At 69.0% G+C, this 12,723-nt stretch carries 9 protein-coding genes; 4 read left to right on the forward strand and 5 right to left on the reverse strand.

What is annotated here, in order from left to right; genetic code table 11:
- Nucleotides 1-14: 14 nt before the first annotated feature.
- Both odhB and AVS7_RS18450 read right to left on the reverse strand, forming a co-directional pair.
- Nucleotides 15-1,268: a 2-oxoglutarate dehydrogenase complex dihydrolipoyllysine-residue succinyltransferase gene (odhB, locus tag AVS7_RS18445; protein ID WP_020229532.1), complete on the reverse strand. Its 1,254-nt coding sequence runs from the start codon at nucleotides 1,266-1,268 to the stop codon at nucleotides 15-17.
- A 54-nt stretch (nucleotides 1,269-1,322) separates the two neighbouring features.
- A complete protein-coding gene (locus AVS7_RS18450; RefSeq protein ID WP_020229533.1) occupies nucleotides 1,323-4,202 on the reverse strand; it encodes a 2-oxoglutarate dehydrogenase E1 component in 2,880 nt (959 codons plus the stop codon).
- 222 nt (nucleotides 4,203-4,424) lie between these two features.
- Between AVS7_RS18450 and AVS7_RS18455 the strand changes: the two genes are divergently transcribed.
- Both AVS7_RS18455 and AVS7_RS18460 read left to right on the forward strand, forming a co-directional pair.
- Nucleotides 4,425-5,486 (forward strand): AI-2E family transporter, encoded by a 1,062-nt coding sequence (locus tag AVS7_RS18455; protein ID WP_020229534.1) that lies wholly within the window; start codon nucleotides 4,425-4,427, stop codon nucleotides 5,484-5,486.
- Nucleotides 5,487-5,530: 44 nt separating this feature from the next.
- Nucleotides 5,531-7,780 (forward strand): diguanylate cyclase domain-containing protein, encoded by a 2,250-nt coding sequence (locus tag AVS7_RS18460; protein ID WP_020229535.1) that lies wholly within the window; start codon nucleotides 5,531-5,533, stop codon nucleotides 7,778-7,780.
- A 2-nt stretch (nucleotides 7,781-7,782) separates the two neighbouring features.
- Here the strand turns inward: AVS7_RS18460 and AVS7_RS18465 are convergent, their stop codons facing one another.
- The 3 genes from AVS7_RS18465 to AVS7_RS18475 are packed head-to-tail and all read right to left on the reverse strand — an operon-like array spanning nucleotide 7,783 to nucleotide 10,519.
- Nucleotides 7,783-8,760, reverse strand: coding sequence for a tripartite tricarboxylate transporter substrate binding protein (locus AVS7_RS18465; RefSeq protein ID WP_020229536.1), 978 nt, complete (start codon nucleotides 8,758-8,760; stop codon nucleotides 7,783-7,785).
- A gap of 36 nt (nucleotides 8,761-8,796) precedes the next feature.
- Nucleotides 8,797-9,162 carry a hypothetical protein gene (locus AVS7_RS18470; RefSeq protein ID WP_020229537.1) on the reverse strand — a complete coding sequence of 122 codons (366 nt, stop codon included), beginning with the start codon at nucleotides 9,160-9,162 and terminating at the stop codon, nucleotides 8,797-8,799.
- A gap of 4 nt (nucleotides 9,163-9,166) precedes the next feature.
- Nucleotides 9,167-10,519 carry an acyclic terpene utilization AtuA family protein gene (locus AVS7_RS18475; RefSeq protein WP_020229538.1) on the reverse strand — a complete coding sequence of 451 codons (1,353 nt, stop codon included), beginning with the start codon at nucleotides 10,517-10,519 and terminating at the stop codon, nucleotides 9,167-9,169.
- A gap of 83 nt (nucleotides 10,520-10,602) precedes the next feature.
- Between AVS7_RS18475 and AVS7_RS18480 the strand changes: the two genes are divergently transcribed.
- Nucleotides 10,603-11,523 carry a LysR family transcriptional regulator gene (locus tag AVS7_RS18480; RefSeq protein WP_020229539.1) on the forward strand — a complete coding sequence of 307 codons (921 nt, stop codon included), beginning with the start codon at nucleotides 10,603-10,605 and terminating at the stop codon, nucleotides 11,521-11,523.
- Nucleotides 11,524-11,657: 134 nt separating this feature from the next.
- Entirely contained in the window at nucleotides 11,658-12,524 is an 867-nt protein-coding gene (locus AVS7_RS18485; protein ID WP_020229540.1) for a universal stress protein, read from the forward strand.
- Nucleotides 12,525-12,723 lie beyond the last annotated feature (199 nt).

Below are 12,723 nucleotides of genomic sequence, written 5' to 3' on the forward strand. Positions count from 1 at the left end.
TTGGCCTGTAGGGGTTACAGGTCGAACAGCAGGCGCGACGGGTCTTCCAGCGCGTCCTTCATCGCCACCAGGCCCAGCACGGCTTCGCGGCCGTCGATGATGCGGTGGTCGTAGGACATGGCCAGGTAGTTCATCGGGCGCACGACCACTTGGCCGTTCTCGACCACGGCGCGGTCCTTGGTGGCGTGCACGCCCAGGATGGCCGACTGCGGCGGGTTGATGATGGGGGTGGACATCATCGAGCCGAAGGTGCCGCCATTGGAGATGGAGAACGTGCCGCCGGTCATCTCCTCGATGCCCAGCTTGCCTTCGGCCGCCTTCTTGCCGAACTCGGCGATCTTCTTCTCGATGTCGGCGAAGCTCATCTGGTCGGCGTTGCGCAGGATGGGCACCACCAGGCCGCGCGGCGAACCGACGGCGATGCCGATGTCGAAGTAGCCGTGGTAGACGATGTCGTTTCCGTCCACCGAGGCATTGAGCACCGGGTACTTCTTGAGCGCATGCACGGCGGCCTTCACGAAGAAGGACATGAAGCCGAGCTTGACGCCGTGCTCCTTGGTGAACGCGTCCTGGAACTTCTTGCGCAGGTCCATCACCGGGGCCATGTTCACTTCGTTGAACGTGGTCAGGATGGCGTTGGTGGACTGCGACTGCAGCAGGCGCTCGGCCACCCGAGCGCGCAGGCGGCTCATGGGCACGCGCTGCTCGGGGCGGTCACCCAGTTCTTCCTTGGAGGCAGGGGCCGCCACCTGCGGCAGCGCCTTGGTGGGCACGCCCGTGGGGATCACGGAGGCGGTGGACTGCACGCCGCCGGCCACGGCGGCCAGCACGTCGCCCTTGGTCACACGGCCGTCCTTGCCGGTGCCGGCCACGGCGCCCACGGACAGGTTGTTGTCGGCCAGCAGCTTGGCGGCGGCGGGCATGGCCACGTCGCCCTTGCTGCCGCCTGCGGCGGGAGGTGCAGCCACGGGAGCAGCAGCGGGTGCCGGAGCCGCGGCAGGTGCGGGCGCGGCGGCGCCGGCCTTGCCTTCGGTGTCGATCTTGGCGATGAGCTGGTCCGACGTGACCGTGCCACCATCGGCCACCACGATCTCGGCGAGCACGCCGGCGGACGGCGCGGGCACTTCGAGCACCACCTTGTCGGTCTCGATCTCGATCAGTATTTCATCGGCAGCGACGGCCTCGCCGGCCTTCTTCTTCCATTGCAGCATCGTGGCCTCGGCCACGGACTCGGACAGCTGGGGAACCTTGACTTCTACGATAGCCATTTTGGAATTCTTTCAATCAGGTGTTTTGTTCTGAGGAGGTGTGGTTCTGCGGCCTTACTTGGTCAGGACAAAACCCTTGAGCTTGGCGAACGCGGCCTCGACCAGCGCCTTCTGCTGGTCCTGGTGCAGGTGCGAGTAACCGACGGCGGGCGACGCGGAAGCGGCGCGGCCGGCATAGCCCAGCTTCTGGCCGTCGAGCATGTTCTCGTGGATGTTGTGCTGGATGAAGAACCAGGCGCCCTGGTTCTGCGGCTCGTCCTGGCACCACACCACGTCGGTCGCGTTGGGGTACTTCTTCAGCTCGGCGGCGAAGGCCTTGTGCGGGAACGGGTAGAGCTGCTCCACGCGCACGATGGCCACGTCGGTGGATTCCTTCTCGGTGCGCTTCTTCACGAGGTCGTAGTACACCTTGCCCGAGCAGGCGATCACGCGCTTGACCTTGGCCGCGTTCTTCACGACGGCCTCGTTCTGCTCCGGGATCACGGTCTGGAAGCCGCCCTTGGTGAACTCGGACAGCGGCGAGGTCGCGTCCTTGTTACGCAGCAGGGACTTCGGGGTCATGATGACCAGGGGCTTGCGCAGGTTGCGCACCATCTGGCGGCGCAGCACATGGAAGATCTGGCTGGCCGTGGTCGGCTGCACGATCTGCATGTTGGCGTCGGCCGCGAGCTGCATGAAGCGCTCCAGGCGGGCCGAGCTGTGCTCGGGGCCCTGGCCCTCGTAGCCGTGCGGCAACATCAGCGTGATGCCGTTCACGCGGCCCCACTTGACTTCGCCCGAGGCGATGAACTGGTCGATCACGACCTGCGCGCCGTTGGCGAAGTCGCCGAACTGCGCTTCCCAGATCACGAGCGTGTTGGGGTCGTTCGACGCGTAGCCGTATTCGAAGGCCAGCACGGCCTCTTCGGAAAGGATGGAGTCGATGACGACGAACGGCGCCTGGTTGTCGGCCACGTTCGAGAGCGGCACGTAGGTACCCTCGCTCCACTTCTCGCGCTTCTGGTCATGGATGACGGCGTGGCGGTGCGTGAACGTGCCGCGGCCGCAGTCCTCGCCCGACAGGCGCACGGGGTAGCCCGAAGCGACCAGCGAGGCGAAGGCCATGTGCTCGCCCATGCCCCAGTCCACGTTGACCTCGCCGCGGCCCATGGCGGCGCGGTCGTCATAGACCTTCTTCACGAGGGCGTGCGGCGTGACGCTGGCGGGGATCGTGGTGATCTTCTCGGCCAGGCGCTTCCATTCGGCCAGGGGGATGGCGGTGTCGCCGGCGTCGGTCCACTTCTGGTTCAGGAAGGGGCTCCAGTCCACCGCGTACTTGCTCTTGAAGTTGGTCAGCACCGGATCGACCGTGTGCTTGCCCGCATCCATCGCGGCGCGGTACGCCTTCACCATGTCGTCGCCCAGCGTTTCGCCCAGGCCTTGCGCGGCCAGCTTGTCGGCGTAGAGCTTGCGCGTGCCGGGGTGCTGGCCGATCTTCTTGTACATCAGCGGCTGGGTGAGCGCGGGGGTGTCCTGCTCGTTGTGGCCCAGCTTGCGGAAGCAGACGATGTCCACCACCACGTCCTTGTCGAACTCCATGCGGAATTCGAGCGCCAGCTGCACTGCCAGGCACACTGCCTCGGGATCGTCGCCGTTCACGTGCAGCACGGGCGACTCGATCATCTTCACGATATCGGTGCAGTAGAGCGTGGAACGCGTGTCGCGCGGGTCGGACGTGGTGAAGCCGATCTGGTTGTTGATGATCAGATGCACCGTGCCGCCCGTGGTGTAGCCGCGGGTCTGGGCCAGCGCCAGGGTTTCCTGGTTCACGCCCTGGCCGGCGAAGGCGGCGTCGCCGTGCACCAGCACGGGCAGCACCTGCTTGCCTTTGGGGTCGCCGCGGCGATCCATGCGCGAGCGCACCGAGCCTTCGACCACCGGGTTCACGATCTCCAGGTGCGAGGGGTTGAACGCCAGCGACAGGTGCACCGGGCCGCCGGGGGTGGACACGTCGGAACTGAAGCCCTGGTGGTACTTCACGTCGCCCGAGGGCAGATCCTCGGGCGCGGTGTGGTCGAACTCGGCGAACAGCATGCCGGGCATCTTGCCCAGGGTGTTGACCAGCACGTTCAGGCGGCCACGGTGGGCCATGCCGATCACCACTTCCTGCACGCCGCGGGTGCCCGCGTCGTTGATGAGCTCGTCCATCGCGGCGATGAAGCTCTCGCCGCCTTCGAGCGAGAAGCGCTTCTGGCCAACGTACTTGGTGTGCAGGTAGCGCTCCAGGCCTTCGGCGGCCGTGAGGCGGTCGAGGATGCGCTTCTTCTTCTCGGCCGAGAAATTCGGCTTGCTGCGGATCGTCTCGAGCTTCTGCTGCCACCAGCGCTTCTGGTTCTGCTCGGTGGCGTACATGTATTCGACGCCGATGGTGCCGCAATAGGTCTCGCGCAGCGCATTGAGCAGCTCGCGCAGCGACATGCTTTCCTTGCCGAAGAACGTGTTGCTGGTGTTGAACACGGTTTCCTGGTCGGCGTCGGTGAAGCCGTAGAAAGCGGGGTCGAGCTCGGGAATCTCGGGACGCTCGGTGCGCTTGAGCGGGTCCAGGTCGGCCCAGCGGGCGCCCACGTTGCGGTAGGCGGCGATCAGCTGCTGGACGGCAGTGCGCTTGCGGCCCAGGTCGGAATCGGCGCCGGCCGCCACCACGACCTTGGTGCCGCCTTGCTTGGCACGCTCGGCGAAGGCGTTGATGACCGGAAGATGGGGAACGTCCTTGGCATTGCTGCCGTCTACCGCGGGCACATGTTGCAGTGCATCAAAGTATTCGCGCCAGGAATCCGGCACGCTACCGGGGTTGGCAAGGTAGTTTTCGTACATCTCCTCGACGTAGGGCGCATTGCCGCCGAAGAGATAGGTGTTGCCTTGGTAGGCTTGGTAGACGGACGTGGGTTCGCTCATATTCCGCTGACCTCCGCTTCCCTGAAGGAAGCTTTAGCTGGTTGGTAAACCTTCCGCGTCACGGCTGAACCGGTTTGCGGATGCGACTGTGGCAGGGGAAGGGGCCTGGTTGCGGGCGCTATTGTGCCACCGAACGCCGCGGCACGTGGCCTCGTGCGGCCTGGGGAATCCCCCTGGAGCGCTCCTGGCTTACATTTGCGCTGTCCCTTCCGTGACCCGCACATGACGTCCTCCGCACTTCAGAACCGCACCCTGCTGCTCCTGCTCGCCGCCGTGACGGTGGCCTTCGCCGCCATCCTGTGGCCCTTCAACGGCGCGGTGTTCTGGGGCGTGGTGCTCGCCATCCTGTTCGCGCCCCTGCACCGCAAGCTGCTGCGGAGCATGCCGCGCAGGCGCAACCTCGCGGCCTTCGTGACGCTGTGCGTCTGCCTGCTGATCGTGATCCTGCCGATGGCCCTTATCGGCGTGTCCCTGGCGCAGGAAGCCAGCGTCGCCTACGAACGGATGCGTTCGGGGCAGCTCAACTACGGCGCCTACCTGCAGCAGGTGCTGGCGGCGCTGCCCGCCTGGCTGCTGGCGCTGCTGGACCGCTTCCACCTCACCTCCGTGGCCGAGCTGCAGGCGCGGCTGGCCTCCGTCGGAGCCCAGGCCAGCCAGTTCCTGGCGACCAAGGCGCTGGACGTGGGCCAGAACACGCTGCAGTTCATCGTGAGCTTCGGCGTGATGCTCTACCTGCTGTTCTTCCTGCTGCGCGACGGCGTGCAGCTCGCCACCCGCGTGCGCGACGCGATCCCGATGGACGACCAGCACAAGCGGCAGCTGGCGCGCAAGTTCATCACCGTGACCCGTGCCACGGTCAAGGGCAACATCGCGGTGGCGGCCGCCCAGGGGGCGCTGGGCGGGCTGATCTTCTGGGTGCTGGACATCCAGGGACCCGTGATGTGGGGCGTTCTGATGGCCTTCCTGTCGCTGCTGCCCGCCGTGGGCGCCAGCCTGATCTGGGGCCCCGTGGCCATCTATTTCCTGGCCACAGGCGCCACCTGGCAGGCCATCACGCTCACGGCCTACGGCATCTGCGTCATCGGGCTGGTGGACAACCTGCTGCGCCCCGTTCTGGTGGGCAAGGACACGAAGATGCCCGACTACGTGGTGCTCATCTCCACGCTGGGCGGAATGGCGCTGTTCGGCCTCACCGGTTTCGTGATCGGCCCCGTCATCGCTGCCCTGTTCATGGCCACATGGGACCTGTTCGCCCCGCCACCCGCTCCGCCCCCCGCCGAATGACGCTCCGCACGGCGCGCTGACATCCACGCGCCACAGACCCTCCCATGCGCATCGCGTCGTCCCGCAGCCTGGTCACCCTGGCACTCGTGCTGTCTCTCGGGGTGGGCGCCCTGTTCGCCCGCGCCATCCTCACGATCCGCGACGACCAGTGGGCCTACGCGCGGCACATCAATTCCACGCTGGCCCACACGATCGAGCAGAACATCGCGCGTACCGTCACCGGCTTCGACCACTCGCTGGCGGGCGTCGTCAACACGCTGGGCCAGTACGACCTGCAGGCCATCCCGCCGGGCATGCGCCACGCGCTGCTGTTCGACCACTCGCTGCGCACCCGCGGCCTGGGCTCCGTCGCCGTGCTGGACGCCAACGGCGACGTGGTGCTCGACTCCGAATACGCCGCACCGCGCAAGATCAACCTGGCCGACCGGGAGTATTTCCGCGCCCACCTGCGCGACGGCTACCAGGGGCTGTACATCGGCGCGCCCATCCGCTCCCGGCTGGCGGACGGTGCCCACAGCCTGCCCATGAGCCGCGCCTACTTCCACAGCGACGGCAGTTTCGCTGGCGTGGTGGTCGGCTCGATCCGCATCGAATACTTCAAGGAGTTGTTCGCCTCGGTGGACCTGGGCGCCATGAGCCGCATCGACCTGTGGCGCCACGACGGCAGCGCCGTGGCCCAGTTCCCCGCGGGGCCGCAGGAGCCCGCCCTCCTCGACGCCCAGCACCTCGCCCGGCTGAATGCCAGCGGGCACGGCACCTTCACCGGGCCCGACGTGCAGGACGGCGAGCGCCGCCTGCACGCCTTCCGGCACGTGGACGGCTACCCGCTCATCGTGAGCGTGGGCCAGTCGGTGGACACCATCCTGGCCCAGTGGCGCCGCAGCGCGCTGGTGCTGGGCGGCTTCGCGCTGCTGCTCATGGCCTGTGGCGTGGGCCTCACGCAGCTGTTCGCGCGCGAGCTCCGGCGCCGCCAGGACATCGGCACGCAGCTCAAGCAGGCGGAACACGACCTGCGCACCATCCTGAACAACCTGCCCTCCTTCGTCGGCTACTGGGACAGGGGCCTGCGCAACCGCTTCGCGAACCAGGCCTACCAGGACTGGCTGGGCGTCAGCGCCGAGCAGCTGCGTGCCCAGCAACTGCCCGAGATCGTCGGCGAGCTGACCTACGGGCAGATACGCTCCCATGTGGAGCGGGCCCTCGAAGGGCAGCGGCAGACCTATGAGCGCAGCGTGCGCCTGCCTTCGGGGCAGGAGTGCCACCTGCAGGTCTCCTACATCCCCGACGTCGAGGACGCCCAGGTGCAGGGCTTCTTCGTGCAGATCGACGACCTCACCGAGCGCAAGCACATGGAGGACCTGCTCTTCGAGGAAAAGGAGATGGTGCGGCTCACGCTGCAGTCCATCGGCGACGCCGTGATCTGCACCGATGCGCGCGGCCACGTCACCTACCTCAACCCGATGGCGGAGCTGGCCACGGGCTGGCAGGCCTTCGACGCCGCCGACCGGCACGTGGACGAGGTGGCCCCGCTGCAGATGCCCGCGCACCAGGGCGATGCCTCCAGCCCCGTTGTGCGCGTGCTCGCGGGCTCGGGCGCCGCCTCCCAGCGCGGGCTGGTGCTGCGCCGCCGCGACGGCCGGCTGGTGGACATCGAGGAATCCGCCAGCCCCATCACCGACCGCCACGGGCAGGTCACCGGCGCGGTGATCGTCCTGCGCGACGTGACCGAGGCCATGGCCCTGTCGCGCCGCATGGCGCATCTGGCGCAGCACGACGTGCTCACCAACCTGCCCAACCGCGTGCTGCTGCAGGACCGTGCCCAGCAGGCCATGGCCCACGCGAAGCGCGACGGCCACACGCTGGCGCTGCTGTACCTCGACCTGGACGGGTTCAAGCAGGTCAACGACACGCTGGGCCACGACGCGGGCGACCTGCTGCTGGTGGAGGTGGCGCAGCGCCTCACCGCTGCCGTGCGCGGCTCCGACACCGTGTGCCGCCAGGGGGGCGACGAATTCGTGGTGCTGCTGCCCGCGCTGGACACTGCGGAGCAGGCCTGCGTGGTCGCGCGCAAGATGATGGCTGCGTGCGAAGCCCCTTTCGACCTGCAAGGCCGGGCCGTGCGCATCGGCCTGAGCGGCGGCATCGCCCTCTACCCCGGCCCCGGGCAGACGTTCGAGGAGCTGGCCCGCTGCGCCGACACGGCCATGTATGCCGCCAAGCGCAACGGGCGCAGCCAGTTCCGCCTCTACGTGGGTGCGGACGCCGAACCCGAGCGGGTTCCCGCGTCCGCCTGACCTCATTCAGGCTCGATGCCCGCCGCCTTGATGACCTGGCCCCACTTGCGCGTTTCCTCGGTCTGGAACTTGGCCAGCTCCTCGGGCGTCGTCGTCCATGCCTCGGAACCCGCCGTGGCGAAGAACGACTGCGCCGCCGCGCTCTTCGTGGCCTTGCCCAGCAGCTCGTTCAGCCGCGCCACCACGGGGGCGGGCGTGCCGTCGGGCACATAGGCCGCGAACCAATAGCCCATGTCGTAGCCCTTCACGCCCGCCTCGGCGATGGTGGGCACGTCGGGCAGCTGCGTGCTGCGCTTCTGGGTGGAATAGCCCAGCGCACGCAGCTTGCCCGCCTTGATCTGCGGCACGCCCGTGGAGGTGTCGGTGATCATCAAGTCGATCTGCCCGCCCAGCAGGTCGGTGATGGCCAGCGGGTTGCTCTTGTAGGGCACGTGCAGGATGTCCACGCCCGCGAGCTGCTTGAGCATCTCCCCGGCCATGCGGCTGGAGGAGCTGCCGCTGCCGAAGGTCAGCTTGCCCGGGCTCTTCTTCGCGGCGGCCAGCACGTCGGCCACGCTCTTGTAGGGAGCGCCGGCATTCACCACCAGCACCTGGCCGCCCTTGCCCAGGCCGGTCACGGGTGCGAAGTCCTTCACCGGGTCGTAGGACAGCTTCTTGTACAGGTGCTCGTTGGCCGCATGCGTGGTATTGGTGGTGATGAGCACCGTGTAGCCGTCGGCCGGCGCCTTGGCCACGGCCTGCGCGGCGATCATGCCGCTCGCACCCGCCTTGTTGTCCACCACCACGGGCTGCTTGGTGTCGGTGGTGACGGACTGGCCCAGCGCGCGGGCGAGCTGGTCGGTGGCGCTGCCCGCCGCGAACGGCACGACGAAGGTGATGGCCTTGGCCGGATAGGCAGGCGCCTGGGCGTGCGCCAGGCCGCAGAAGGCCAGCGCGGCGGCTGCGGCAATGGCGTGGCGGCGGGATGCGGTGCGGTTCATGGTTTTGTCTCCTTGGGTTCGTGGATGGGAAAGAGGTCAGGCGGGCGGGCCCGCGAGATGCGGCTGCAGGCTGGCGGGCACCTGCACGGGCATGTCCAGCAGCAGGAACGAGAGTGCCTTGCCATGGCTGTCGAGGTTCAGCGCGTCGTTCACGCCGCCGTCGAGCACGCCGTCGAGCACGAAGTTCATCGCGTGCAGGTTCGGCAGCAGGTGGCGCGTGACGCGGGAGGGGCGGCGGCGCGCGAACTGGCGGGCCACGGCCTCCTCGGTGACCTGCGCGGCCAGCACGTCCCAGAGCGCGGGGTGCCATGCGATCACGCTGATGTTGGAGCGGTCGCCCTTGTCGCCGGTGCGGCCGTGGGCCAGGCGGTACAGGGGCACGGTGAGTTCGGTATCGGTCATCGCGTCACTCCATCATCATGAAGCCGGTTTCGACGGCCGCGCGCGGCACCAGGCACGAGACGGTGCCCAGGCGCGGCCGCATGGCCGTGCGCACGCCGCCGCCGCCGGCAGGGCCGGCGCAATAGAGCGCGGTGACCTCGCGCACGAGGCGCTGGGCATCGGCATGGGAGGGCAGCTGCCATGCGGCGCGCAGGCGCACGTCCTGCACTCCCGGCGGCAGCCGGCCTTCGAGCCAGGCGCTGTCGTCGCCCTCGAAGATGCTGGCCACGCCGATCAGGTCGATGCGCAGCGGCGCCATGCCGGCCAGCCGCTCGCGCAGCACTTGGCCCGCGAGCCGCGCGCGCTCGGCGGCGCGGGGGCCGGCGTAGGAAATCTCGCCCTCGGCGAACCAGCCCGACTCGAAGCACACGTTGACCTTGAGCGTGTCGGGCCGCGCATGGCCGAGCACGCCTTCGAGGCGCACGCGGTCCGGGCCGGCCTGCGCGACGCGGGCGGCCGTGATGTCGGCCACCACGTCGGGCGTGAGGTAGGCGGCGGGGTCGTGCAGTTCGTAGAGCAGCTGTTCCTTGACCGTGCGCTCGTCGATGCGCCCGCCCGTGCCCTCGGGCTTGGCGATGGTGCAGTGGCCGTCGGCATCGATCTCGGTGATGGGATAGCCCAGCCGCGCGAGACCCGGCACGTCCTTGTAGCCCGGATCGGCGAAGTAGCCGCCCGTGACCTGGGAGCCGCATTCGAGCAGGTGCCCGGCCATGGTGGCGCGCGCGAGGCGATCCCAGTCGTCCATGCGCCAGCCGAAATGGGCGAGCGCCGGGCCCAGCACGAGCGAAGGGTCGGCCACACGGCCGCAGACCACCACGTCGGCACCCGCACGCAGCGCATCGGCGATGGGCAGCGCGCCGATGTAGGCGTTGGCGCTGGCGATGGGCTCGGTGGGCATGCGATCGCCCAGCGCCTGGGCCAGCATGCCGCGGTGCTGCGGGCCGCTCAGGTCGTCGCCGTGAACGACCGCGATGCGCGGCGCGCGGGCGCCGAGCTCCTGCGCCAGCTGCGCGATGCGCCGCGCGGCGCCCGCCGGGTTGGCCGCGCCGAAGTTGCTCACGATGCGCACGCCGTGCGCGAGGCAGCGCGCGAGCACGGGGCGCAGCAGGTCGTCCAGCAGCGGCTCGTAGCCCGCGTCCGGCTGGCCGCGGCGCGCCAGCTGGGCGAGCGCCAGCGTGCGCTCGGCCAGCGTCTCGAAGATCAGCACCGCCGGGCGGCCGCTGGCGATCAGCGCCTCGACCACGGGCGCCGCCGCATCGGTGCGGTCGCCCGAGAAGCCCGCCGCGCAGCCGATGTGCAGGGGTTGCGTGTTGTCCATCTGGTTGTCTCCTGCAAGCCAATGTAGGCTGGCGGCGTTGTTTTGTGAAATAGATTGTCAAGATCAATTCATCTGGATTGCGAATGAATATCTCCTCCCGCCAGATCGACGCTTTCCTGGCGTTGACCGCGCAGCGCAGCTTCACGCGCGCGGCGGCGCAGTGCCACCTGTCGCAGCCTGCCTTCAGCGCCCTCATCCGCGCGCTGGAGGACGGCCTGGGCCTGCGCCTGTTCGACCGCAGCACCCGCCACGTGGACCTGACGGCCGAGGGCGAGAATTTCCTGGAGGCCGCCCGCCGCATCCGCGCCGAGGTGGACAGCGCCCTGGGCGCCATGCGCGACGCGGCCACGCTGCGGCGCGGGCGCGTGGCGATCGCGCTGCTGCCCTCGCTGGCGGCGGGCTGGCTGCCCGGCGTGCTGGCGCGCTACCGCGCGGAGCACCCGGGCATCGAGCTGGACATCGCCGACGTGCTCTCCGAGTCCTGCATCGAGCGTGTCGCCACGGGCAAGGCCGACTTCGCGCTGGCCGCCATCCGCGCCGACACGCCCGAGCTCCAGGCCGAGCCGTTTTGCAGCGACGGCTTCCACCTGGTGTGCCGGGCCGACCATCCTCTGGCCCGGCGGCGCCTGCCCGCCGCCGGCGCGGCCCAGCTGCGCGCGCTGGCCGCCTGGCCGTTCATCCACCTGGCGCGCCACAGCAGCGTGCGGCAGTACCTAGAGGCCGCCTTCCACCCGCAGGCCATGCACACGCTGATGGAGGTCGAGCAGCTCGCCACCGTGATGGGCATGGTGCGCGCGGGGCTGGGCATCAGCGTGGTGCCCACGCTCACGCTGTTCCACTTCCAGCAAGAAGGGCTGGTCACGCGGCCGCTGCACCTGCCGGGCCTGACGCGGCAGATCTACCTGGTGCGCCGGCGCGACCGGGGCCTGTCGGTGGCGGCGCAGGCGCTTTATACGCAGGTGATGCGCCAGCGCCCGCCGCAGGAGACGCTATCCAAACGATAGCTTCTCGCGCTTGCCACATAAGCGCTGGAGGCATTTTTCATGCATATTCCCCACCCTGGGCGGCGGTACCGGCTTGGCACTGCCGCGCCCCCGGTGACACACTCGGGCCAGGCCCGCCACTCCAGGAGAAGACCATGACCACGCCCAACACCATCTACGCCTGCATCGACGGCCTGGCCACCACCCACGCCGTGGTGGACGGCGCCGCCTGGGCCGCGCGCCGGCTGCAGGCGCCCCTGGCGCTGCTGCATGCGCTGGAGCGGCCCGAACCCATGCCCCCCGTGGGCGACTACAGCGGGGTGATCGGCATGGGCGCGCAGGACCTGCTGCTGCAGCGGCTCAACGCCCTGGACGAGGAACGCAGCCAGGTGGCCCAGGAGGCCGCGCGGCGCATGCTGTCCGATGCGCAGGCCCGCGTCGAAGTAGACAGCGTGCCCGCGCTGGACTTGCTGCTGCGCCACGGCGAGCTGACCGACGTGCTGCTGGAGCACGAAGCCAGCGCACGCCTGTTCGTGCTGGGGCGCAACTACCGCGCCAGCAGCCCGCGCAAGCTGCGGCTGGACCACCGCGTGGAGAGCGTGATCCGCAACGTGCGCCAGCCCGTCATGGTGATGACCATGCCCGACTTCACTGCGCCGGGCGGCTTCGTCCTCGCCTACGACGGCAGCGCCACCGCCCACCGCGCCGTGGAAGCCGTCGCACGCAGCCCGCTGCTGCGCGGCATGCCCGGCCTGCTGGCGATGGCGGGAGAGCCCACGGTGGAGATGCTCGAGCGCATGCAGGGCGCGCAGGCGCACCTGGAGCAGGCGGGCTTCGACATCACCACGCAGATCGTGCCCGGCGTGCCCGAGGAGGCCATCCCCGCCCTGCTCCAGTCGCACGGCAACGTGCTGCTGGTGCTGGGCGCCTACGGGCACTCGCGCATCCGCCAGCTCATCGTGGGCAGCACCACCACGGCCCTGCTGCGGCTGTGCACCGTACCGGTCGTGGTGCTCCATTAATGAGAGCTGCCAGCGCTTGCCAGCCAAGCGCTGGAGGGCGATCCGATGCTCAACCCTCTACCTGTGGGAACCTCTCACAACCCCATGATTGACGGATCCGAATAGGCACGATTGGACGCCAGCCATTTTGAATGCGCGATGAGGCCTTACGGCGGTCTGCGCCTCGTGCATTGAGGGGCCTTGCCGCCCCGATGGCTCA

The organism is Acidovorax sp. MR-S7, assembly GCF_000400995.2.
Lineage (GTDB): Bacteria > Pseudomonadota > Gammaproteobacteria > Burkholderiales > Burkholderiaceae_C > MR-S7.